Source organism: Amycolatopsis sp. NPDC003861, from assembly GCF_053605405.1.
This window is the reverse complement of the sequence record NZ_JBSGJD010000003.1, coordinates 12,880-35,398: the sequence shown is the minus strand read 5'-3', so window position 1 is coordinate 35,398 and position 22,519 is coordinate 12,880. Positions and strand designations below refer to the sequence as shown.

21 protein-coding genes are annotated in these 22,519 nt (G+C 70.1%); 15 read left to right on the top strand and 6 right to left on the bottom strand.

Annotated elements, in window-relative coordinates; translation table 11 throughout:
* Nucleotides 1-77 precede the first annotated feature (77 nt).
* Nucleotides 78-1,214 carry a sialidase family protein gene (locus ACWEVN_RS01535; RefSeq protein ID WP_452049829.1) on the top strand — a complete coding sequence of 379 codons (1,137 nt, stop codon included), beginning with the start codon at nt 78-80 and terminating at the stop codon, nt 1,212-1,214.
* A 52-nt stretch (nt 1,215-1,266) separates the two neighbouring features.
* On the top strand, nt 1,267-2,148 hold the full coding sequence (gene rfbA / locus ACWEVN_RS01530; protein ID WP_449682162.1) for a glucose-1-phosphate thymidylyltransferase RfbA: 882 nt from the start codon (nt 1,267-1,269) through the stop codon (nt 2,146-2,148).
* Between the two features lie 86 nt (nt 2,149-2,234).
* Here rfbA and htpX read toward each other — a convergent pair whose 3' ends face one another.
* Nucleotides 2,235-3,086 (bottom strand): zinc metalloprotease HtpX, encoded by an 852-nt coding sequence (gene htpX / locus ACWEVN_RS01525; protein ID WP_449682163.1) that lies wholly within the window; start codon nt 3,084-3,086, stop codon nt 2,235-2,237.
* Between the two features lie 134 nt (nt 3,087-3,220).
* Between htpX and ACWEVN_RS01520 the strand changes: the two genes are divergently transcribed.
* Complete coding sequence (locus ACWEVN_RS01520) at nt 3,221-4,189, top strand: YncE family protein (RefSeq protein WP_452049828.1); 969 nt, start codon at nt 3,221-3,223, stop codon at nt 4,187-4,189.
* A 39-nt stretch (nt 4,190-4,228) separates the two neighbouring features.
* A complete protein-coding gene (locus ACWEVN_RS01515) occupies nt 4,229-5,104 on the top strand; it encodes an LLM class F420-dependent oxidoreductase (protein ID WP_452049827.1) in 876 nt (291 codons plus the stop codon).
* Nucleotides 5,105-5,144: 40 nt separating this feature from the next.
* Here the strand turns inward: ACWEVN_RS01515 and ACWEVN_RS01510 are convergent, their stop codons facing one another.
* On the bottom strand, nt 5,145-5,513 hold the full coding sequence (locus tag ACWEVN_RS01510; protein WP_449682166.1) for a YrdB family protein: 369 nt from the start codon (nt 5,511-5,513) through the stop codon (nt 5,145-5,147).
* Between the two features lie 198 nt (nt 5,514-5,711).
* Here ACWEVN_RS01510 and ACWEVN_RS01505 point away from each other — a divergent pair, with 198 nt between their 5' ends.
* The 11 genes from ACWEVN_RS01505 to ACWEVN_RS01455 all read left to right on the top strand — a co-directional run bounded on the left by ACWEVN_RS01505 (nt 5,712) and on the right by ACWEVN_RS01455 (nt 17,595).
* Nucleotides 5,712-6,944 (top strand): class I SAM-dependent methyltransferase, encoded by a 1,233-nt coding sequence (locus ACWEVN_RS01505; protein WP_310967832.1) that lies wholly within the window; start codon nt 5,712-5,714, stop codon nt 6,942-6,944.
* 1 nt (nt 6,945) lies between these two features.
* On the top strand, nt 6,946-7,737 hold the full coding sequence (locus ACWEVN_RS01500) for a glucose-1-phosphate cytidylyltransferase (protein WP_449682167.1): 792 nt from the start codon (nt 6,946-6,948) through the stop codon (nt 7,735-7,737).
* Nucleotides 7,734-8,381 (top strand): PIG-L deacetylase family protein, encoded by a 648-nt coding sequence (locus tag ACWEVN_RS01495; protein ID WP_449682168.1) that lies wholly within the window; start codon nt 7,734-7,736, stop codon nt 8,379-8,381. Before ACWEVN_RS01500 ends, ACWEVN_RS01495 begins: the two co-directional genes overlap by 4 nt.
* A gap of 5 nt (nt 8,382-8,386) precedes the next feature.
* On the top strand, nt 8,387-9,406 hold the full coding sequence (locus ACWEVN_RS01490) for an NAD-dependent epimerase/dehydratase family protein (RefSeq protein ID WP_449682169.1): 1,020 nt from the start codon (nt 8,387-8,389) through the stop codon (nt 9,404-9,406).
* Nucleotides 9,406-10,686, top strand: a complete 1,281-nt coding sequence (locus tag ACWEVN_RS01485) for a DUF4910 domain-containing protein (RefSeq protein WP_452049826.1) — start codon at nt 9,406-9,408, stop codon at nt 10,684-10,686. The genes ACWEVN_RS01490 and ACWEVN_RS01485 overlap by 1 nt, the downstream gene beginning before the upstream one ends.
* A 5-nt stretch (nt 10,687-10,691) precedes the next feature.
* Nucleotides 10,692-12,017, top strand: coding sequence for a hypothetical protein (locus ACWEVN_RS01480; protein ID WP_452049825.1), 1,326 nt, complete (start codon nt 10,692-10,694; stop codon nt 12,015-12,017).
* Between the two features lie 7 nt (nt 12,018-12,024).
* Nucleotides 12,025-12,969, top strand: coding sequence for a glycosyltransferase family 2 protein (locus tag ACWEVN_RS01475; RefSeq protein WP_452049824.1), 945 nt, complete (start codon nt 12,025-12,027; stop codon nt 12,967-12,969).
* Complete coding sequence (locus ACWEVN_RS01470; RefSeq protein WP_452049823.1) at nt 12,966-14,150, top strand: polysaccharide pyruvyl transferase family protein; 1,185 nt, start codon at nt 12,966-12,968, stop codon at nt 14,148-14,150. The genes ACWEVN_RS01475 and ACWEVN_RS01470 overlap by 4 nt, the downstream gene beginning before the upstream one ends.
* Nucleotides 14,147-14,695, top strand: coding sequence for a dTDP-4-dehydrorhamnose 3,5-epimerase (rfbC, locus tag ACWEVN_RS01465; protein ID WP_310967840.1), 549 nt, complete (start codon nt 14,147-14,149; stop codon nt 14,693-14,695). The genes ACWEVN_RS01470 and rfbC overlap by 4 nt, the downstream gene beginning before the upstream one ends.
* Before the next feature lie 8 nt (nt 14,696-14,703).
* Nucleotides 14,704-16,020, top strand: a complete 1,317-nt coding sequence (locus tag ACWEVN_RS01460; RefSeq protein WP_452049822.1) for a glutamate-1-semialdehyde 2,1-aminomutase — start codon at nt 14,704-14,706, stop codon at nt 16,018-16,020.
* Nucleotides 16,021-16,113: 93 nt separating this feature from the next.
* Nucleotides 16,114-17,595 (top strand): right-handed parallel beta-helix repeat-containing protein, encoded by a 1,482-nt coding sequence (locus ACWEVN_RS01455; RefSeq protein WP_452049821.1) that lies wholly within the window; start codon nt 16,114-16,116, stop codon nt 17,593-17,595.
* A 317-nt stretch (nt 17,596-17,912) separates the two neighbouring features.
* On the opposite strand, the gene ACWEVN_RS01450 is transcribed toward ACWEVN_RS01455, so the two are convergent.
* The 4 genes from ACWEVN_RS01450 to ACWEVN_RS01435 are packed head-to-tail and all read right to left on the bottom strand — an operon-like array spanning nt 17,913 to nt 22,519.
* A complete protein-coding gene (locus ACWEVN_RS01450; protein ID WP_452049820.1) occupies nt 17,913-18,560 on the bottom strand; it encodes a phosphatase PAP2 family protein in 648 nt (215 codons plus the stop codon).
* Nucleotides 18,557-19,726, bottom strand: a complete 1,170-nt coding sequence (locus tag ACWEVN_RS01445) for a glycosyltransferase family 4 protein (protein ID WP_452049819.1) — start codon at nt 19,724-19,726, stop codon at nt 18,557-18,559. The genes ACWEVN_RS01450 and ACWEVN_RS01445 overlap by 4 nt, the downstream gene beginning before the upstream one ends.
* Nucleotides 19,723-20,991: an O-antigen ligase domain-containing protein gene (locus tag ACWEVN_RS01440; RefSeq protein ID WP_449682177.1), complete on the bottom strand. Its 1,269-nt coding sequence runs from the start codon at nt 20,989-20,991 to the stop codon at nt 19,723-19,725. Before ACWEVN_RS01440 ends, ACWEVN_RS01445 begins: the two co-directional genes overlap by 4 nt.
* Before the next feature lies 1 nt (nt 20,992).
* On the bottom strand, nt 20,993-22,519 hold the full coding sequence (locus tag ACWEVN_RS01435) for a right-handed parallel beta-helix repeat-containing protein (RefSeq protein ID WP_449675948.1): 1,527 nt from the start codon (nt 22,517-22,519) through the stop codon (nt 20,993-20,995).

Below are 22,519 nucleotides of genomic sequence, written 5' to 3'. Positions count from 1 at the left end.
GCACGGGAGCGTTACCCGATCGCGTGAATGCGCCGGGTGACCGTCGCCCACCCGTGTTGTAATCGCGCGGTCACCGCGTGGAGGGGGTCGAGTTGCGCCGTTCGCTGGTCTTCCTGCTGACGCTCGCCGCCGTCGCCTCGCTGCTGACGCCCGCGAGCGCCGCCGAACGCCGGCAGCTCGTCCCCGGCTTCGGCGCCTACCCGCGGCTGATCCGGCTCGGGAACGGGCACATCATCGCCACCCTGACCAGCGAAGACGCCGACGGCAAGTACACGCCCGTGCTGGAGAGCACCGACGAGGGCGAGTCGTTCCACGAGATCGGCGCCATCCACGACCCCGACGGCCGGTCCGGCATGTGCTGCGGCACCGTCTACGAACTGCCCGAGCGCGTCGGCCGGCTCCGCGCGGGCACGCTGCTGTGGGCCGCCTCCTACCGGCAGGACGCCGGGCCGCAGCGCCGGATCGGGATCCGCGTCTGGGCCAGCAAGGACGGCGGCCGCTCGTGGAGCTTCCTGTCCGAGGCCGCGCGCTCGCACAACATCGACGGCATCTGGGAGCCCGAGTTCACCGTCGACGCCGGCGGCACGCTCTGGCTCCACTTCGCCGACGAGACGCAGGCGCCGAAGTACGCCCAGGTGCTCAACCGGGTCGCCTCGACCGACGGCGTGAACTGGGGCACCAAGCAGCTCACCATGGCGATCCCGCCCGACCGCGTCCGCCCGGGCATGCCGATCATCCGGCGGCTGCCCGACGGCCGCTACTACTTCGCCTACGAGATCTGCAACTTCCGCGACCGCTACTGCGACCCGTACTTCAAGATCTCCGCCGACGGCGCCAACTGGGGCGACCCCGCCGATCCGGGCACCCGCGTCGACACCGCCACCGGCAATTACTTCCAGCATGCGCAAACCATCACGCTGTTCCCCGGCGGCCCGAACGGCGTGAGGATCGTCATGGTCGGGCAGATCTACACGAACGCCAAGGGCGTGCCGCAGCCGCAGAACGGCCAGGTCCTGCTGGCCAACGACGACTTCGGCGCTGGTCACTGGTACGAACTGCCCGCTCCCGTGCACATCAGCAGGATCTGGAACAACTTCTGCCCCAACTACTCCTCGACGCTGCTGCCGGTCGACGACGACCGGAACGTGCTGGAAATCGCCACCGAGGACAACGCCGGCTGCAAGGCCTACTTCGGTAAAGGATCCGCCTTCTAGCGACGGCCCGTAGGGTGGTCGGGTCGCGGCCACGGGGAAAGGGAGGCAGTCCATGAAGGGGATCGTGCTGGCCGGAGGCAGCGGGACACGTCTGCACCCGATCACCCAGGCGGTGTCCAAGCAGCTGCTGCCGGTCTACGACAAGCCGATGGTCTACTACCCCATCTCGGTGCTGATGCTGGCCGGGATCCGCGAGATCCTCGTCATCTCCACCCCCACCGACCTGCCGATGTTCCGCAGGCTGCTGGGCAACGGCGACCAGTTCGGCGTCTCCTTCTCCTACGCCGAGCAGCCGAGCCCGAACGGCCTGGCCGAGGCCTTCGTGATCGGCGCGGACTTCATCGGCGACGACGACGTGGCGCTGGTCCTCGGCGACAACATCTTCTACGGCCAGGGCTTCTCCAGCCGCCTGCAGCAGGCCGTGCGCGAGCTCGACGGCTGCGTCCTGTTCGGCTACCCGGTCAAGGACCCCGAGCGCTACGGCGTCGGCGAAGTCGACGACGCGGGCAAGCTGATCACCATCGAGGAGAAGCCGCTGAAGCCGCGCTCCAACCAGGCGATCACCGGCCTGTACTTCTACGACAACGAGGTCGTCGACATCGCCCGCGCGCTCAAGCCGTCGGCGCGCGGTGAGCTCGAAATCACCGACGTCAACCTGACCTACCTGCGGAAGGACCGCGCCACGCTGGTCGAGCTCAGCCGCGGCTTCGCCTGGCTCGACACCGGCACGCACGACTCGCTGCTCGAAGCCGGCCAGTTCGTGCAGGTGCTGGAGCACCGGACGGGCGTGCGCATCGCCTGCCTCGAGGAGATCGCGCTGCGCATGGGCTTCATCGACGCCGACGAGTGCTACGCGCTGGGGGCGAAGCTGGCGAAGTCCGGCTACGGCGACTACGTCAAGGCAGTCGCCGTAGCGGCGGGAGCGTCGGTCTAGCCGGGCTCGCACCACCGAAGCACCGTCGCGATTGCTGGTGAGCCGAAGCGCTACTCGCCGTCTTCAGTCTATAAAGGACGGAGGGCTCAGAACGGGCGGCGCGCCATCTCCTCCAGCCGCGCGATCCGGTCGGCGATCGGCGGGTGCGTCGAGAACAGCTTGCTCAGCCCCTCGCCCGGGCGGAACGGGTTGGCGATCATCAGGTGCGACTGCGACACCAGCTGCGGCTCGGCCACCAGCGGCCGCGCCCGGGTGCCGGCGTCCAGCTTCCGCAGCGCCGAGGCCAGGCCCAGCGGGTCACCGGTCAGCCGGGCGCCGGACGCGTCGGCCTGGTATTCCCTCGACCGGCTGACACCCATCCGTATGACGGCCGCCGCGATCGGGCCGACGAAGATCAGCAGGAGGCTGAGCAGGGGGTTCCCGTCGCGGTTGTTGCCGCCGAAGAACAGCGCGATGTTCGCGAGCACGCTGATCACGCTGGCCAGCGCGCCGGCCACGCACGAGATCAGGATGTCGCGGTTGTAGACGTGCGAGAGCTCGTGGCCGAGCACCGCCCGCAGCTCGCGCTCGTCGAGCAGCTCGAGGATGCCGGTGGTGCAGCACACCGCCGCGTGCCGGGGGTTGCGGCCGGTCGCGAACGCGTTCGGCGCGACCGTCGGGCTGATGTAGAGCTGCGGCATCGGCTGCCGGGCGACCTGCGCGAGCTCGCGCACGATCCGGTACATCGCGGGCTGCTCGACCTCGGACACCGGCCGCGCCCGCATCGCGCGCAGCGCCAGCTTGTCGGAGCTGAAGTAGGCGAACGCGTTCATCCCGAGGGCCACGACCAGCCCGATGACCAGCGCGCCCCGGCCGAAGAACCCGCTGAGCGCGACGATGATCGCCGACAGCAGGCCGAGCAGCATTGCCGTCTTGAGTCCGTTCTGGTGCCCGTGCACGTCCGCTCGCCTCCGTCCGCTGTGGAAGTGGGTTACCCAGTGGAAACAACGCGATCGGGGGACGCGAAGTTCCTTCACGTGGCGATCTCGCGGGTTACGCTCGCACGGCGAGATGATCAGGAGCGGAGGCGCCGATGGGCGGTGCGCGGCTATCCCGGCGAACCCTGTTCGCCCTGGTCACGGCGGGTGCCGGCGCCCTCGTGCTGCCCGGGACGGCCCGCGCGGAGGACGTCCGGTCGCTCGACCTCGGCGGGGCGCCGGCCGGGGTCGCGGTGAACCCGGTCACCGGCCTCGGGTACGTCACCGACGCCCAGGCCGGGACGGTCTCCGTGGTGGATCCGCGGCGGGTGTCGGTCGTCGACGTGATCCACGTCGGCGGCGAGCCCGGCGACGTCGCGGCCGATCCGGAGGCGGGAAGGATTTACGTCGCGAACCCGCCGGCGGGCACGGTCGTGGTGCTGGACGGCCGGACGCACGACCTGGTGAGCGTGATCGGCGCGGGCGCCGGTGCGTCGGCGCTGGCGGTCGACGAGGAGGCCAACCGCGTCTACGCGGCCAGCGGCACCACCGGCACGCTCGCCGTGCTCGACGGCGTCAGCTGCACGCTCGCCGCGCTGGTGCCGGGCCCGAAGCCGGGCTTCGCCGGGATCGGCGTCGACTCCGGCCGCAAGCTGGCCTACTGCGCGAGCACCGCCTCCGATTCCGTCGAGGTCTTCTCGATCGACAGCGGGCGGTTCGTCGCCTCGGTGAAAGTCGGGCGCAACCCGACCGGCGTCGCCGTGCACCAGGCGAGCGGCACGGTCTACGTCGCGAACTCCGGCATCCACCACATGTCCATTGTGGACGCAGCGACGCGCACCGAGCGCAAGACCGTGCTGCTGCGCAGCGAATCCTCCGCGCTGGCCGTGCACCAGGGCACGAACACGGTGTACACGAACGGCGGCCAGAACGGGCTCACCCGCGTCGACGGCACGGCGGGCACGCTGAGCGGCGAGCTGTCACTGGGCGTCAACCCCGGCGACGTCGCGGTCGACCAGCGGTCACGCACCGTGTGGGTCACCGACCCCCTGCACGGGCGCCTCTTCCTGGTCCGCGACTTCTGACCGCCACCTGGGGCAACTCCAGGTATACGGTCGGCGGACATGGAACTCGGACTGCAGATCCCCGACTTCACCTGGCCGAACGGGGCGTCCGCGCTGGGCGCCGATCTGGCCGCCGTCGTCCGCGCCGCCGACCGGGCCGGCTTCGGCTCCATCGCGGTGATGGACCACTTCTTCCAGATCGGCGGCGTCGGCCCGACCGAAAACGACATGCTCGAGGCGTACACGACCCTCGGCTTCATCGCGGCGCACACCGAGCGCGCCAAGTTGCTCACCGTCGTCACCGGGGTCCTCTACCGGCACCCCGGCCTGCTCGCCAAGGCGATCACGACGCTGGACGTGCTCTCCGGCGGCCGCGCGATCCTCGGCATCGGCGCGGGCTGGAACGAGGAGGAGTCCCGCGGGCTCGGCTTCCCGTTCCCGTCCGTGGCCGAGCGCTTCGAGCTGCTGGAGGAGAACCTCCAGTACGTGCTGCAGATGTGGGCCGACGGTGACGCGCCGTTCAAGAGCAAGCACTTCGACGCCGAACGGCTGCTGAACGTGCCCCAGGTGCTGTCGGAGCCGCGGCCGCCGATCATGATCGGCGGCGGCGGGGAGAAGAAGACGCTGCGGCTGGTCGCCAAGTACGCCGACCAGTGCAACCTGTTCAACGGGCCGGAGCTGGAGCGCAAGCTCGACGTGCTGCGGCAGCACTGCGAGAACGAGGGCCGCGACTACGACTCGATCACCAAGACCGTCTACCACATCCTCGACATCGGCGAGAACGGTGAGAAATCCGGCGAGCTGCTGGCCGAGCTGGAACGGCTGAACGGCCTGGGCATCCACGTGGCGCTGGGCATGGTCCCGCACGTCCACAAGCCGGCGATCCTGGAGAAGTTCGCCACCGACGTCATCCCGGCGGCGGCGAAGATCTCCTGAACGTCGTCCGGAGCCCTCTCCGCCACCCGGCGGGGAGGGCTCAGCCGTCCTTGGCGACGACCCGGGTGAGGGCCGCGACGCCGATCCCGGCCACCGCGACCACGATCCCGGTGATCAGCCAGCCCACCAGCGCGAGCACCACGCCGGTGACCCCGAAGAGGGCGAATTCCAGCAGGAACCGGGCCGGTTCCGGCAGGCGGCGGCGCGCCCGTGGCGCCAGGAAGAGACCCCAGAGCGCGGCGGCCGCCACCGGCAGCAGCACGGCGTCGACGATCGCCAGTGCCACCCCGCTCCCGAGCTGCGTGCCCGCCAGGGCCAGCCCGCCCAGCAGCATCAGCTCGGTGAGGAAGCGGGCCGTCAGCACCACGCCCGTGAACCCGCTCAGGCGCGGGGTGGACTCCGATGTCATCCGGCCAGCCTAGGAGCACGTCCACTGTGGACGTTACGGGTCCGGCCGGGTACGGTTCGTGATTCCGGCCACAGTCCGGCCGTTCAGGTTGCGGTTCCGAATCGGTCCACCAGCGGCTCCCGCGTCGCTGTAACGACCTCCCGGCGCCGGTCGACGTGTTGGGTGCACATCGCGACCGCGAGCCAAGGAGCCTGGTAGATGACCACATGTCGACTCTGCGGTTCGACAAACACGGCCAGTGTCGTCGACCTCGGCGCGACTCCCCCGTGTGAGCGATTTTTGCCGGCGGAGCAGCTCGACGAACCGGAAGCCACCTTCCCGCTGCACCTGAAGGTCTGCACCGACTGCTGGCTCGCCCAGATCCCGCCGCTGATCGACCCCGACGACACCTTCACCGAGTACGCGTACTTCTCGTCCTTCTCGACGTCGTGGGTCGAGCACGCGAAGCGGTTCGTCGACGGCGCGGTCGAGCGGCTCGGGCTCGGCGAGAAGTCGTTCGTCGTCGAGGTGGCGAGCAACGACGGGTACCTGCTCCAGCACGTCGTCGGGCACGGGATCCGGTGTCTGGGCGTGGAACCTTCGGTGAACGTCGGGCAGGCGGCGCGCGACGCCGGCGTGCCCACCCTGACGGCCTTCCTCTCCGAGGAAACCGGCCTGAAGGTGCGCGAGGAGCACGGGCCGGCCGACCTCGTCGCCGCGAACAACGTCTACGCGCACATCCCCGACGTCCTCGGCTTCACGAAGGGCCTGCGGGCGCTCGTCGCCGACGACGGCTGGGTCTCCATCGAGGTCCAGCACCTGCTCACGCTGATCGAAAAGAACCAGTACGACACGATCTACCACGAGCACTTCCAGTACTACACGGTCGAATCCGCGCGCCGCGCCCTCGCGACCGGCGGGCTGACCGTGGTCGACGTCGAGCTGCTGCCGACGCACGGCGGGTCGATCCGGCTGTGGGCGCGTCCCGACGGTGTCGCGGGCGAGCCCAGCGAGCGGATGACCGACGTGCTGGAGCGCGAAAAGGCCGCCGGGCTGCACGAGCTGTCCGGGTACACCGAGTTCGCCGAGCGCGTCACCCGCGTGCGGCTGGACCTGCTGAAGTTCCTCATCGAGGCGCGCAACGACGGGAAGACCGTCGTCGGCTACGGCGCCCCGGGCAAGGGCAACACCCTGCTGAACCACTGCGGCATCCGGACGGACCTGCTGCAGTACACGGTCGACCGCAACCCGTACAAGCACGGGCGGTTCACCCCGGGCACGCGCATCCCGGTGCTGCCCCCGGAGCGGATCGACGCGGACCGGCCGGACTACGTGCTCGTCCTCCCGTGGAACCTCCGGGAGGAACTGACCGAACAGCTCTCCCACATCGGGTCCTGGGGCGGCAAGCTCGTGTTCCCGATCCCCCACCTGGAAATCGTCGAGGTGCAGTGAAGTGAAGGTCGTCCTCTTCTGCGGTGGTTACGGGATGCGGATGCGCAACGGCGCTGCCGACGACGTCCCGAAGCCGATGGCGATGGTCGGTCCGAGACCGCTCATCTGGCACGTCATGCGGTACTACGCGCATTTCGGCCACACCGAATTCATCCTGTGCCTCGGCTACGGCGCGGCGCACATCAAGAACTTCTTCCTGTCCTACGAGGAAACGATTTCGAACGATTTCGTCCTCCGGGGCGGCAAGGCCGAGCTGCTCTCGACCGACATCGCGGACTGGACGATCACCTTCGTGCAGACCGGGATCGAGTCGCCGATCGGCGAGCGGCTGCGGCGGGTGCGGGAACACCTCGACGGCGACGAGATGTTCCTCGCGAACTACGCCGACGTCCTGTCCGACGTGCCGCTGCCCGAGATGATCGAGCGCTTCGAGAAGTCGGACGCGGGCGCGTCGATGATGGTCGTCCCGCCGCAGTCGTCGTTCCACTGCGTCGAAATGGACGAAGGCGGCATGGTCGGCTCGATCACCGCGGTGAGCGAAATGCCGCTGTGGGAGAACGGCGGCTACTTCGTGCTGCGGCAGGACGTGTTCGACCACATTCCCGAGAACGGCGACCTGGTCGCCGACGGCTGCGCCGAGCTGGCCAAGCAAGGCCGCCTGCTCGCCTACCCGTACCGCGGGTTCTGGAAGCCGACCGACACGGTCAAGGAGCGGGCGGCGCTGGACTACGCCTACAGCCACGGCGACCGTCCCTGGGCGCTGTGGGAGCGCCCGGCCGCGAGCACCGCGTGATCGGGCTCCGACCGGATCGGCTCGGCAGCGTCGTCGCCCTCGGTGCGCACTGCGACGACATCGCGATCGGCGCCGGCGGCACGCTGCTGACGTTGTGTTCCACCCGGCCCGGCCTGCGGGTCGACGCCCTGGTCCTCTCCGGCGGCGGCACCGACCGCGAGGACGAGGAGCGGGCCGCGCTGGCGGCGTTCTGCCCCGGCGCGGACGTCGACGTCACGGTGCTGAAGCTGCGGGACGGGCGCTTCCCGGCCCACTGGGAAGAGGCCAAGAACGCCCTCGAAGACCTGCGGCGGCGGACCGACCCGGACGTCATCCTGGCGCCGCGCACCGACGACGCGCACCAGGACCACCGCGGGCTGGCGAAGCTGGTGCCGACGGCGTTCCGCGATCACCTGACGCTCGGTTACGAGATCGTCAAGTGGGACGGCGACCTCGGCCGCCCGTCGGTGTACCAGCCGCTGACCGACGAGCTCGCGGAAGAGAAGGTCCGGCTGCTGCAGGCGCACTACGCCTCGCAGCGGCACCGGCCCTGGTACGACCGCGAGGCGTTCCTCGGGCTGGCCCGGATCCGCGGGATCGAAGCCGCCGCGAAGTACGCCGAAGCGTTTTTCGTCAAGAAACTCACTCTCGATCTGAAGGGCTGAATCCGATGCGGGTGTTGCTGACGGGGCACAAGGGCTACCTGGGGACGGTGATGGCCCCGGTGCTCGCCGCCGCCGGCCACGAAGTCACCGGCCTGGACTCCGGGCTGTTCGAGGACTGCCTGCTCGGGCCCGCCCCCGCCGACCCGGCCGGGCACGTCGTCGACCTGCGGGACGTCACGCTTGAGCACGTCACCGGGTTCGACGCGGTCATCCACCTGGCCGCGCTGTCGAACGACCCGCTGGGCTCGCTCGCACCGGAGCTGACCTACGACATCAACCACCACGCGTCGGTGAAGCTCGCGAAGCTGGCGAAGGACGCGGGCGTCAAGCGGTACCTCTACGCGTCGACCTGCTCGGTGTACGGCGCGGGCGGCGACAACCTCGTCGACGAGGACGCCCCGCTGCGCCCGGTGACGCCGTACGCGGAGTCGAAGGTGCGCGTCGAGGCCGACGTCCACGAGCTCGCCGACGACGACTTCACGCCGGTGTACATGCGCAACGCGACCGCGTTCGGCTACTCGCCCCGCCTGCGCGGCGACATCGTGCTGAACAACCTGACCGCGCACGCCCACCTGTCCGGTGAGGTGCTGGTGCTCTCGGACGGCACGCCGTGGCGCCCGCTGGTGCACGCCCAGGACATCGCCCGCGCGTTCACGGCGGCCCTGACGGCGCCGAAGGAGGCCGTGCACAACAAGGCGTTCAACATCGGCACCGAGGAGAACAACGTCACGGTCGCCGAGATCGCCCAGGAGGTCGTCGAGGCCGTGCCGGGCTCGACGCTGAACATCACCGGCGAGGCCGGCGCCGACCCGCGCTCCTACCGGGTCGACTTCTCGCGCTTCCGCGCGGCGATCCCCGGCTTCGCCTGCGACTGGTCGGTCAAGGACGGCGCCGTCGAGCTCATCGAGGCCTACCGCAAGTTCGGGCTGACCCGCGAGTCGTTCCAGCAGCTGTTCACCCGGCTGGCCTGGCTGAAGAGCGAGGGCGAAGCCGGCCGCGTCGACACCACCCTGCGGCGGAAGTAGTGGCGGGCCCGCAGCTGCGGACCGGGGCAGAGCTGCACGCCCTGGTCGAGCGGCTGTACCCGATCTGCCGCAGCATCACCGGCGACGGCGTGCGGCAGACCCTGGACGTCATCGGCGAGCACATCGCCCTGGAGCGGCACGAGGTCCCGACCGGCACCGCGGTGCTGGACTGGACGATCCCGCAGGAGTGGAACATCCGGGACGCTTACGTCGCCGCGCCTTCGGGCGAGCGCGTGATCGACTTCCAGGAGCTGAACCTGCACGTCGTCGGGTACAGCGTCCCGGTGTCCCGGCGGATGCCGCTGAGCGAGCTGCGGGAGCACCTGCACACGCTGCCCGACCAGCCGTCGTGGGTGCCCTACCGGACCAGCTACTACGCTCCGGCCTGGGGATTCTGCCTCGCGCAGGAGAAGCTCGACGCGCTCCCCGACGGCGAGTACGACGTCGTCATCGACTCGACGCTGGCCGATGGTTCGCTGACCTACGCCGAGCACGTCGTGCCCGGCCGCGTCACCGACGAGGTCATCGTGTCCTGCCACGTGTGCCACCCGTCGCTGGCGAACGACAACCTGGCCGGCATCGCGGTGGCCATCTCGCTGGCCCAGCAGCTGGCGCTCGCCCAGCCCCACTACACCTACCGGTTCCTGTTCATGCCGGGCACGATCGGCTCGATCACCTGGCTGGCGCGCAACGCTTCCCGGATCGACAAGGTCCGTCACGGCCTCGTGCTGGCGTGCGCGGGCGACCCGGGATCGCTGACGTACAAGAAGTCCCGCCGCGACGACGCCGAGATCGACCGCGTCATGCAGCACGTGCTCCGGTCGCGGGAGCACCGGGTCGTCGACTTCTCGCCGTACGGCTACGACGAGCGCCAGTTCTGCTCGCCGGGCTTCAACCTCGGCGTCGGCTCCCTGACGCGCACGCCGTACGCGGGCTACCCGGAGTACCACACCTCGGCCGACGACCCGAGCTTCGTGTCGCCTGCGGCTATGGAGGACACGCTCGGCGCGCTTCTCGACGCCTTCGGCGTCCTGGACCGCAACCGCCGGTACGTGAATCTGAGCCCGTACGGCGAGCCCCAGCTCGGCAAGCGCGGGCTGTACGACTCGCTCGGCGGCCGCAGCGACGCCAAGCAGGCCCAGATGGCGATGCTGTGGGTGCTCAACCTCTCCGACGGTTCGCACAGCCTGCTCGACATCGCCGAGCGCGCCGGCCTGCCCTTCGACATCGTCGACGTCGCGGCCCGGGCGCTCCACGACGCCGGCCTCGTCAAGGAGTGAGCGACGTGGCCAACCATCGCCGCACCCCGCGCTCGATCTTCCGGTCGGGCGCGGTTCGCGCGATGGCCGGACGGTTGAGCTGGGGCCTCGGCGACCAGGCCGTGTCCAGCCTGACCAACTTCGCCGTCGGGCTGTACGTGGCCCGCTCGCTCGGCACGTTCGCGTTCGGCATCTTCAGCCTCGCCTGGGTCACCTACGGCGTGGTGCTCAACGTCTCCCGCGGCCTGGCCACCGACCCCCTGATGGTGCGCTTCAGCGCCGTCCCGGGGGACCGGTGGCGGGTCGGAGTGGCGAGCGCGTCCGGCACCGCGATCGGCGTCGGCTGCGCGACCGGCCTGGTAAGTCTCGTGGCCGGCCTGGCCGCGGGCGGCCCGCTCGGCAACGCGTTCGTCGCCCTCGCCGTGGTCCTGCCCGGCCTGCTCCTGCAGGACGCCTGGCGCTTCGCGTTCTTCGCCCGCGGCGCGGGCAAGAAAGCGTTCGTCAACGACTGCGTGTGGGGCGTCGCCCTGATCCCGGCGCTCTACGTCGCTGCCCAGATCCACACGGTGGTCGCGTTCGTGCTGGCCTGGGGCCTGTCCGGCGCGGTCGCGGCCCTGTACGGCGGGTTCCAGACGAGGATCCTCCCGCACCCGCGCGAGATGCTCGGCTGGCTCCGGACGCAGCGCGACCTCAGCGTCCGGTACCTCGTCGAGAACGTCAGCAACAGCGGTGCGTCGCAGCTGCGCGCGTACGGCCTCGGCGCCATCGCCGGGATCACGGCCGTCGGCGCGGTCCGCGGCGCCGAGCAGCTCCTCGGCCCGTTCCTGGCCCTGCTCATGGGGCTGTCCCTGGTCACCGTCGCCGAGGGCGCGCGGGTGCTTCAGCGGGCGCCGCACCGGCTGAAGCACTTCTGCATGATCCTCGGCGGCGGCCAAGCAGGCGCCGCCCTGTGCTGGGGCCTCGGCCTGCTCCTCCTCGTGCCCGACAACGCCGGCCGCTGGGTGATGGGCTCGGTCTGGGACTCCTCGTCCCCGCTGATCCTCCCGGTGACCCTCGCCGTCGTCGGCGCGAGCTTCGCCACGGGCGCGGCCGCCGGCCTGCGCGCCCTCGGCGCGGCCAAGCGGAGCCTGCGCTCGCAGCTGGTCGCGTCCCTGTTCTACGTCACCTTCGGCATCGCCGGCGCGTTCCTCGGCGGCGCGTCCGGGTCCGCGTGGGGCGTCGCGACGGCCACCCTCAGCGGATCCGTCATCTGGTGGTTCCAGCTGCGGGCCGGGCTGCGCGAGTACGTGCCGCCGGGCGCCGACGAGCCCACCGTGGTGTTCGAGCCGATCAAAGAGCCGATCAAGGAATGAGGACTCCATGACCACCGTCCCGCGGCTGAGCCTCGGCCTCCCGGTGTACAACGGCGAGGAGTACCTCGCCGAGTCGCTGGACGCCCTGCTCGGCCAGACCTACGAAGACTTCGAGCTGATCATCTCGGACAACGCCTCCACCGACGGCACCGACGAGATCTGCCGCCGCTACGCCGAGAAGGACTCGCGGATCCGCTACGTCCGCCAGCCGAAGAACATCGGCGCGACACCGAACCACAACTTCGTGTTCGACGTCTCCCGCACCGAGCTCTTCAAGTGGGTCTCCCACGACGACCTGTATGCCCGCGACCTGCTCAAGCGGTGCATCGAGGCCCTCGACGAGCGCCCGGACATCATCCTGGCCCACTGCGACCAGGCGATCATCGACGGCGACGGCCGCATCGTCCAGCCGCTGCAGTACACGCTGAACACGGCGTCCCCGCACGCGCCGGACCGCTTCCGCAGCATCCTGTTCGAGCCGGGTGGCGACGACTTCTACGGCGTCATCCGCGCCGACGTCCTCCGCCGCGTCAAGCCGCTCGACAGCTACCACCACGCCGACCGGACGTACTCGGCCGAGATGGCCCTGCACGGCCCGTTCCACCAGGTGCCCGAGCTGCTCTACTTCCGCCGCGACCACCCCGGCCGCGCGGAACGGGCCAACCCGACCATCCGGAGCCGGTGCGCGAATCTGGACCCGCGGCGCGCGAACCGGCTCCGGAATCCCACCGTCCGCCTGCTCGGCGAGTACGTGTACGGGTTCGCGGACCTGATCCGCCGCGCGCCGATCTCGGCGGCCGACAAGCGCGAGTGCTTCGGCCACCTCGGCGCCTGGCTGACCAACCGGGCCCGCTCCGGCCACGGCGAGCGCGTCGAGGACCGCGCGCCGACCGCCTCGGACGTCGCCACGGTCAACGAGATCGTGGCCGGCCGGGAAGGCAGGCTCGCGTGAAGCGTCCGCCCCGCGTCGGCGTGTTCGGCCTGCTCGGCTCGGGGAACCTCGGCAACGACGGTTCCCTCGAAGCCGTGCTCGGCTACCTGCGCGCCGAGTACCCGGACGCGGTCCTGACCGGCCTGGTGGGCGGCCCGGACATCGTCCGCGCGCGGTACGGCGTCGACACCACGCCGCTGCACTGGAACCAGGCCGAGTACGAGACGGCGTCCGGCCTCCGGTCGATCGTCCTCAAGGGACTCGGCAAGCTGGTCGACATCGGCCGCACGGCCGCCTGGGTCCGCAAGCAGGACGTCGTCATCGTGCCCGGCATGGGTGTCCTCGAAGCGACGCTTCCGCTGCGTCCGTGGGGTTTCCCGTATTCGCTCTTCCTCCTCTCCGCCACCGGGCGCCTCTTCGGCACCAAGGTGGCCCTCGTCTGCGTGGGCGCGAACCACATCAGCGCGCGGGCGACCCGGACGCTGGTCCGCTGGTCCGGCCGGCTGGCCGCGTACCGCTCCTACCGCGACGACATCTCCCGCGACGCCATGCGCGCCATGGGCGTCGACACGAGTGCCGACCAGGTCTACCCCGACCTAGCGTTCTCCCTCCCCACCCCGGCCGCCGGCGGCAAGCCGGGCACCGTCGGCGTCGGGGTGATGGCCTACTACGGCGGCAACGACGACCGCGCCGAGGCCGACCGCATCTACCGCCACTACGTGGACACGATGAACCGTTTCGTCGCCTGGCTCGTTGACCAGGGCAGACCCGTCCGGCTGTTCATCGGTGATCAGATCGACCGGCAGGTCGTCGACGAGATCATCGAGAAGACCGCTTCCCCGCTGGTGACGGCGGCTCCGGCGGAGACCCTGGACGAGCTGATGCACGAGATGGCCGCGGTGGACAGCGTGGTGGCCACGCGCTACCACAACGTGCTCTGCGCCCTGAAGGTCGCGAAACCGACCGTGGCGATCGGCTACGCACCGAAGAACGACGTCCTCATGGCGGAGATGGGCCTCGACGGCTTCACCCAGCGGGCGAAGACCGTCGCCTTCGACCGGCTCGTCGAGCAGTTCACCGAACTCGAGAACCGCTCGGCCGAACTGCGCCAGACGCTCCAGGAACGGAACGAGATGAACGCCCAGCGGCTCAAGGACCAGTTCGCCGCCCTTTCGGCGGCCCTCTTCGGGGGTGCGCGATGAAGGCGATTCCGGTGCCCGAGATCGACGGTGCGTACCTGTTCGAGCCCACCCCGCACGCGGACCAGCGCGGCTTCTTCAGCCGGACGTTCGACCGCGACGTCGTCGCGTCGGTGGGAATCGACCCGGACGGCTTCGTCCAGGACAGTCTTTCCCGTTCGCGCAAGGGCGTGGTCCGCGGAATGCACCTGCGTGGTGGGGCCGGCGAGGCGAAGCTGGTGCGGTGTTCACACGGCGCCATCTTCGACGTCGTCGTGGATCTCCGACCGGATTCGCCGACGTTCCGGAATGTGAAAACCTTCGAACTCTCCGGTGATACCCAGGTTTCTTTGTACATCCCCGCGGGCTGCGCGCACGGATTCCAGTCACTCACCGATCCCTCTGACGTTTCGTACCGTATCGATCGGGCGCACGATCCTGAAGAGGACATTACGATTTCGTACAAAGACCCTGAATTGGACATTTCGTGGCCACTGTCGGTCACAATGGTCAGTGACCGGGATGAACGGGCGCCCTCTCTCGGAGAGGCGTTGAAACCAACGAGGTGAACCACGACATGGGAACGAACCTGCCCCGCTCCACGTCGGCGAACGAGCGGCTGCACCGGGTCATCCCGGGCGGTGCGCACACTTACGCCAAGGGCTCGGACCAGTATCCCGAAGGGATGGCCCCGGTCATCTCGCACGGCCGCGGCGGTCACGTCTGGGACGTCGACGGCAACTCCTACATCGAGTACGGCGCCGGGCTGAGAGCGGTCAGCCTGGGCCACGCCCACCCGCGGGTGATCGAAGCGGTGCGCGGCGAGCTGGAGAAGGGCAGCAACTTCATCCGGCCGTCGATCATCGAGGCCGAGGCCGCCGAGCGGTTCCTCGAGAACGTGCCGACGGCCGACATGGTGAAGTTCACCAAGAACGGCTCGGACGCGACGACCGCGGCGGTCCGGCTGGCCCGCGCGGCCACCGGCCGCAAGCTCGTCGCCAAGTGCGCCGACCACGCCTTCTTCTCCACCGACGACTGGTTCATCGGCACCACGCCGATGAACGCGGGCATCCCGGACGAGACGACGGAAGCGGTGGTGTCCTTTCCGTACGGCGACCTGCAGGCCGCGGAGGAGCTGCTGCAGCGCCACGAGGGCGAGATCGCGTGCATGATCCTGGAGGCGGCCGCGGCGGTCGAACCGCCGCCGGGGTACCTGCAGGGCCTGCGCGAACTCACCACCCGGCACGGCGTCGTCCTGGTCTTCGACGAGATGATCACCGGCTTCCGGTGGTCCGCCCAGGGCGCGCAGGGCCTCTACGGCGTCACGCCCGACCTCTCGACGTTCGGCAAGGCGCTCGGCAACGGCTTCGCGGTGTCGGCGCTGGCGGGCAAGCGCGAGCTGATGGAGATCGGCGGCCTGCGCACCGACCAGGAGCGGGTGTTCCTGCTCTCCACCACGCACGGCGCCGAGACCCACTCGCTGGCCGCCGCGATGGCGGTCATGGACGTCTACCGCGACGAAGACGTCATCGGCCGCCTGCACGCCCTCGGCGACCGGCTCGCCGCCGGCGTCCGCGAGGTGGCGGCCGGCATCGGCGTCGAAGACCACGTGGTCGTCCGCGGCCGGGCCAGCAACCTGGTCTTCGGCACGCTCGACGAGCAGGGCAAGCCGTCCCAGCCGTACCGGACGCTGTTCCTGCGCGAGCTGATCGGCGGCGGCGTGCTCGGACCGTCCTTCGTGGTCAGCGCCGCGCTCACCGAAGCCGACATCGACAAGACCATCGACGTCGTCGCCCAGGCCTGCACGGTGTACCGGAAGGCCCTCGACGCGAACGACCCGGCGCCGTGGATGGGCGGGCGCCCGGTGCAGCCCGTGTTCCGCAAGTTCGCCTGATTGCCGCACGGACGGGCCGGATTCACCCGTTGGGTCCGATGAGGACACTTGAGGGTGACTGTTTTCCGGCCCGTTCGTGCGTAACTTCCTGCCATGGGCAGATCTCGTGCGGTTTTCGTCGCTGCTTGCTCGCTCCTGATCGCCGTGGCGTGCCCGGCGATCGCGGGAGCCGCCGACGGACCGCAGCCAGTGTGCGACCACCAACCCGCCGAGTACGGCCGGCCACCCTCCGGGGCCATCCCCGTCGACCCGGCCGTCGACGGTGACCTCGCGGCCAAGACGGCGGCGCACCCGGCGGGCACGACGTTCTGGCTCCGGCCCGGCACCCACACGCTCGGCAAGGACGAGTTCGGCCAGGTCGCTCCCAAGGACGGCGACGTGTACCTCGGCGCACCGGGCGCGGTCGTGGACGGCCGCGGCGTCAACCGGGCGGCCTTCACCCAGCGGGCCCGCGACGTCCAGCTCCGCAGCCTCACCATCCGCGGGTTCGCCGCGCTGCAGGACCAGGGCGTGGTCAACCACGACTCCGGCGACGGCTGGCTCATCGAGAACACCACCATCGAGGCCAACGCGGGCGCGGGGCTGATGGCCGGCGCCGGACAGGTCGTGCGGCACAGCTGCCTGCGCAACAACGGCCAGTACGGGCTCAACGCCTACCAGGCGGGCGACGGCATCACCGGACTCGTGCTGGAGGGCAACGAGATCACCGGCAACAACACCGGCGACTGGGAGGCCAAGGTGCCGGGCTGCGGCTGCAGCGGCGGCGCCAAGTTCTGGGCCGTGAACGGCGCCGACATCCGCGGCAACTGGGTCCACGGCAACCACGGCGCCGGGCTGTGGGCGGACACGAACAACAACGACTTCCTCGTCGAGGACAACTTGTTCGAGGCCAACGACGCCGAGGCGCTGTTCTACGAGACCAGCTACAACCTGGTGCTGCGCGGCAACACGTTCCGCCGCAACACCCTGGTGCAGGGCCGCGCGTTCGCGGCGCGCGGCGACAACTTCCCGGTGGCGACGGTGTACCTGTCGGAATCGGGCGGCGATCCACGCGTGCCGGCCCGGACGTCCGCCGTCGACATCAGCGGCAACACGTTCGAGGACAACTGGGCCGGGATCACGTTGTGGGAGAACGCCGACCGCTTCTGCAACAGCCCGGCGAACACGTCCACGGGCTACTGCACCAAGCCGGCGGCAAAGTCTTCGTGCGCCGCGGGCACGATCGAGAAGGCCCCGGCCTACGACGACTGCCGCTGGAAGACGCAGCGGGTGGAGATCCACGGCAACACCTTCGAGTTCGACGCCGGCCGCGTCGGCTGCACGAGCCTGTGCGGGCGGATGGCCCTGTTGTCGAACTTCGGGACATTCCCGGACTGGTCGCCCTACAAGGGAACGGTGATCGAAGAGGCCATCACCTTCCGGCAGGCCAACCGGTGGCACGACAATGTGTACTCCGGGCCGTGGACTTTCGTGGCACATGACACCTCCAGGACGGTCGACGCTGCGGGCTGGCAGGCAAAGCCCTACTCGCAGGACGGGTGCTCTTCGTTCGGCGGTGGGCCCGCCGGCTGCTGATCACGAGCTTGCCGACCGGGTCCGACAATTTCCACAACGCCTTGCGCCGCGGACCGACTTTTCCCCTGTGCCACAAGGGAAAAGTCGCGAGCGGAGAATTTCGGACGCGTCGGTTCACCCGTTTCAGCGACTGGCGTTCGCACGCCTGTTCGGTACCGTCGGAGACATGACCGCCTCAGCCGAACACCGCGTCCACAGTGGACGAATTCCTCAGCCCACCCTTACCAGCACGGTGAACACCACTCGCTGTTCCCCGGATCAGCCTCCCCGCGAGCGCACGTCCTCAGCGCGCGTCAAAGAAGCAGCCGACCTTGTTCTCAGAGCCGGTCGGCCACCCGGTCCAGCACCCAAGCCGTCGCCGGAACCGCGGCCAACGCGGCACAGAACCCCCCGAGGGCGTCCGTGGGGTAGTGCGCGCCCAACGCGACCTCGGCCCACCCCATCACCAGGCCGGCCACCAGCGCCAGGCCCAGCACAAGCGCGAGCCCGGCCGCGCGCCCCAGTCCCAGTCGCTCGGTGAGCAACAGCGCTATGACGAGCGCGAGTGCCGTCGCCAAGGCCGTGTGCCCGCTCGGGTACGACAGGAACTCGCCGTGGATGGTGCGGCCGACCACCGGCTTCAGCACCGTCGTCACCGCCACCGTGACCACGACACCCACCACCGTCAGCACGGCCGTCCGGACCCGGCGGACCAGCCAGCACACCACCGAAAGGAGACCGATCAGGATCACCGATCCCACCGGCTCGCCCCCGAAGTCGACGGCCAGGGCGACGTACCGCCACGGCGGCTGGACCGGGTAGAGCGACGGCAGAACGGCCGCGTCGATGCCGGTCAGGCCGGAATCGTGGAAGTGGAGGATGCCGAGCGCGACGAGCACCGCCGTCGCCAAGGCAGCCGTCATCGCCAGCGGGGTGCGCAGCACGGCCGGCAGGGCCGCGGGCGCCGTCCGGACCAGCTGCCTCACGCCTCGATCGCCGCCTCGTACCCGGCGATCAAGCGGTCGAGCCCGACCGCGGGCGTGAAGTCCTTCTCGTACCGGACGCGGGCCGCGTCGCCCATGTCTGCGTTGCGGTCGCCGGCGACGGCGCGCAGGCGGTCCGCGAGGGAGGCTGCGTCGTTCGGGACGTGCAGGAGGCCGGTCACGCCGTCGTCGACCAGCTCGGGGAACGCCCCGTGCGCGGCAGCGACCGTCGGCACGCCGGCGGCCATCGCCTCGACCACGACCAGGCCGAAGGCCTCGAGCCACGTCGAGGGCGCGACCACCGCGACCGCGTCGGCGGTCAGGGCACGGCATTCCGCCTTGTTCTGGAGGCCGACGTAGGAGACGTCGGGGCGGCCGGCCGCCCAGGCCGCGACCTCGTCCTGCATCGGGCCGGTGCCTGCGATGACCAGCGGGACACCAAGGGCGCCGTCGAGACGCTCCCAGGCCCGCATCAACAGGCCGACCCCCTTTTCCTCGGTGACGCGGCCGAGGAACAGCACGTGCTGGCCGGCGCCGGTGCGGCGGACGCCGGGGTCGGTGACGAAGTTGTGCTTCACCGCCATCCGCTCGCCGGGCATCCCGGCCGACACCAGGAGGTCACGTTGAGCCGCCGAAATGCAGAAGAACCGGGAGATGCCCGTCCACCACCGGCGCCGGTTCGCGACCATGCTCGCCGCCATCGGGAGCGTGGCCGCGGTCGAACCGCGGTAGCAGCCGTGCTTGACCGCCGGCAGCGGTGAGCCGCCGACGCACTCGGTGCAGATGCGGCCGTCGCGGTGGAGCGTGCCGGGTGGGCAGACCATCGTGTAGTTGTGCAGCGTCGCGACCGCGGGCACCCCCGCGTCCGCGCACGCGGCGAACACCGACGGCGACAGCAGCGGGAACGTGTTGTGGATGTGCACGACGTCCGGGCGCGAGGCCCGCAGCCGGGCGGCGAGCTCCTTCCGCACGGCCGGGTTCCACGGCACCATCAGCGGCACCGCGGCCTTGCGGGGCAACGGCATCGCCGCGATGTCGTCGCTGCGGCGTTCGAACAGCGACACCTGGTGCCCGCCCTCGGCGAGCAGCGTCACCTCGGCGTCGACGACGTTGTTCTCCCCGCTCGGCTGCTCGGAGCGGTACCGGTTGTGCACCACGAGCACCTTCACGCGCCTGCACCTCGCACGTCTGCCCCCTTCGCCGGGATGAATGCTTGTTCGTCGGACTGCGGCACCCCGCGGACCAGCAGCGACGCGGCGACCGCCAAGTGCAGCAAGTACGGCGACGCGTCGCCGAGACCCGCTTCGGTGTAGGAGGCCGAAATGCAATAGGTGATCAGGAAGATCGCGCATGCGCGAGCCAGCGACGGTGGCCGCAGCACGGCCACCACGACCAAGGTGAGGAGGAAGCCCGCCACCAGCGCGATCCCGACGAAACCCTGCTCGTGGTAGATCGCGAGCCAGCTGTTGTCGATCGGGAGGCCGTCGTAGGACTTGTCGGTCAGGCCGACGCCGAAGATGTACTCGGCCGTCGTCCGCGGGGCCTCCAGCAGCGCGTCCCACACCTTCGCGCGGCCGGTCAGGCTGGAGAAGTTGTCCGCACTCTGCCCGCGGAGGAACCACGTCTGCAGCGCGCCCGCGAGCACCACGCCGGCCACCCCGCCAACGCCGACCGTCCACGCGAACACCTTCCTCGCGCGGGCACTGGTCAGCACCATCGACAGGAAGGCCACCGCGAGACCGGCGACGAGACCGAGCGTCGCCGTGCGGGTGTGGGTGAGCATCAGCAGGCCCAGCACCGGCACCACGATCATCAGCGCGCTGCGCCAGGTTGTGCGGCGCCCGAACCAGAGGAGGAGCGTGAGCCCGGAGATGACCGCCGCGTACTGGCCGATCTGCGGCGGGGTCAGCGGCCAGACCGCGCCCGAAAGCCGGCCGCCGTACTCCTCCGGCATCGCGTTGCCGGGCGAGATCACCAGGCCGATCGCCACCGACGCGAGCACGACCGCGTACGTGCGGATGTGGTACCGGACGAAGCTGAACCCGCCGTCCCACCAGCGGGTCAGCAACCAGAGCGTGGAGACGAACACGGTGAGCCGGAAGCACCGGAACAGCGCGCCGAAGCCCTCCTGCAGGTCGGCGCTGGAGAGGATGCTGGCGCCCAGCAGGGCCGTCAGCAGCGTCAGGTACGCGCTCGGGCGGATCCGCAGGTGCTTGTTCAGGGCCAGCGCGATCACGAAGGCCGTCATCAGCGAGCCCATGGTGACCAGCTGGCTGACCGACCGCGGCAGCGGGAGGACCGTCTTGGCGCCGGTCGAGCCGAGCGTGTTGAGGATCAGGAGCGCCCACGCGAGGCCCGCCCACTTCGGCGTCGAGGACGCGGGTTCGGGCGCGGTGTCGCCGCGGAGGCCGGACAGTCCGGTGTGCGCGGTCATGTCAGCCTCCGCCCTGGGCGGTGAAGGTGCTCCCGCTGTCCTGCGAGTACGGCGCACCTTCCCACTCGCCGATCTCGAGGACGCGGTCGGCGGAGTAGGCGATGAACGTCCAGGGGCCGGCGTAGCTGTTGTCGTGCCAGCGGTTGTCCTGCTTGAACGTGATCGCTTCCTGGACGTCGTCGCCGCGGTACGGCGACCAGTCCGGGTAGCTGCCGAAGTTCGACAGCAGGCCCATCCGGCCGCACGAGGCCTGGCAGCCCACGACCGCCTGGTCGAGGACGAACTTGTTGTCGTGGATGTCGACGTGCTGGGTCTTCCAGCGGCAGTCGGCCAGCAGCGCGCCGCTGGTGATCGCCGGGGCCGCGCACTGCTTGACCGCCGGCACCAGCTTGGTGCAGTCGCCCGAGGAGGTGTTGGCCGGGCTGTTGCAGAACCGGTCGGCGTTCTCCCACAGCGTGATCCCGGACCAGTTGTTCTCCAGGTAGTTGCGGGAGATCTCGATCTTCGCGGTGCGTGCCTTGATCCGCGGCTCGCCGCCGGACTCGGAGATGTAGATCGCCGACGTCGGGAAGTTGTCGCTCTTGTCGGCGTACCGGCGGCCGTCGGCCCAGTTGTTCTTGCGGATCGTGTTGTCCCGGATGACGGCGTTGTAGCTGATCTCGTAGATGAGCGCGGCGCTGTCGTTGTTCTCGATGAGGTTGCCCTCGATCAGGAAGTCGTTGTTGTTCGTGTCGGCCCACAGCCCGGTGCCGTGGTTGTCGTGCACCCAGTTGCCGCGCACGTCGGCGCCGTTGACGTCCCAGAACTTGACCCCGCCGCTGCAGCCGCAGCCTTCGATCTTCGCTTCCCAGTCGCCGGTGTTGTTGCCGGCGATCTCGTTGCCCTCGACGACCAGCGCGGTGAGCGGCGTGCCGCCGGAGTAGGCGTTCATGCCGTACTGGCCGTTGCGGCGCAGGCAGTTGCCGCGCACCTGCTGGCGCGCGCCCGCCATGAGCCCGGCGCCGTCGTTGTCCTGGATGGTCGAGTGCTCAATCACCCAGCCGTCGCCGGAGTCGTGGTTGACGACGCCTTCGTCGTGCGGAGCGACGAAGCCCTGCACGGTCAGGTAGTTGATCTTGACATTGGTGGCGTGCCCTGTGAAGGCGTACTGGTTGATCTTCCGGCCGTCGAGCACAGCGCCGGGGGCGCCGAGGTAGACGTCCCCGTCCTTGGGCGACACCTGGTCGTACTTGTCGTCGCCGAGGATGTGCTTGCCGGGCTTGAGCCAGAACGTCGTGCCGGAGCCGGCCGAGCGGGTCTTCGCCGCCAGGTCCCCCGGCACGGCGGGGTCGACGACGACGGCCCCGGCCGGGGCGGCCGCGGGGCCGGCCGGCTGCTTGTCGCACACCGCGGCGACCGACCCGCTGGGAGCCGCGGTGGCCTGGGCCGGGCCGCCGTCGGTGTCCGGCCCGCCCGAGCACGCCGCGACCGTGAGCAGGACACCGAGCAGCGGAGCGGCACGGCGGAGTCGGAAGCGGCGGGCTGTCAC

What these genes read in the sequence shown, in the direction of transcription:
- rfbA (WP_449682162.1), top strand. Translation starts at nt 1,267, where the DNA reads ATGAAGGGGATCGTGCTGGCCGGAGGCAGCGGGACACGTCTGCACCCG.
- ACWEVN_RS01520 (WP_452049828.1), top strand. Translation starts at nt 3,221, where the DNA reads ATGGGCGGTGCGCGGCTATCCCGGCGAACCCTGTTCGCCCTGGTCACG.
- ACWEVN_RS01515 (WP_452049827.1), top strand. Translation starts at nt 4,229, where the DNA reads ATGGAACTCGGACTGCAGATCCCCGACTTCACCTGGCCGAACGGGGCG.
- ACWEVN_RS01510 (WP_449682166.1), bottom strand. Translation starts at nt 5,513, where the DNA reads ATGACATCGGAGTCCACCCCGCGCCTGAGCGGGTTCACGGGCGTGGTG.
- ACWEVN_RS01505 (WP_310967832.1), top strand. Translation starts at nt 5,712, where the DNA reads ATGACCACATGTCGACTCTGCGGTTCGACAAACACGGCCAGTGTCGTC.
- ACWEVN_RS01490 (WP_449682169.1), top strand. Translation starts at nt 8,387, where the DNA reads ATGCGGGTGTTGCTGACGGGGCACAAGGGCTACCTGGGGACGGTGATG.
- ACWEVN_RS01475 (WP_452049824.1), top strand. Translation starts at nt 12,025, where the DNA reads ATGACCACCGTCCCGCGGCTGAGCCTCGGCCTCCCGGTGTACAACGGC.
- rfbC (WP_310967840.1), top strand. Translation starts at nt 14,147, where the DNA reads ATGAAGGCGATTCCGGTGCCCGAGATCGACGGTGCGTACCTGTTCGAG.
- ACWEVN_RS01460 (WP_452049822.1), top strand. Translation starts at nt 14,704, where the DNA reads ATGGGAACGAACCTGCCCCGCTCCACGTCGGCGAACGAGCGGCTGCAC.
- ACWEVN_RS01455 (WP_452049821.1), top strand. Translation starts at nt 16,114, where the DNA reads ATGGGCAGATCTCGTGCGGTTTTCGTCGCTGCTTGCTCGCTCCTGATC.
- ACWEVN_RS01440 (WP_449682177.1), bottom strand. Translation starts at nt 20,991, where the DNA reads ATGACCGCGCACACCGGACTGTCCGGCCTCCGCGGCGACACCGCGCCC.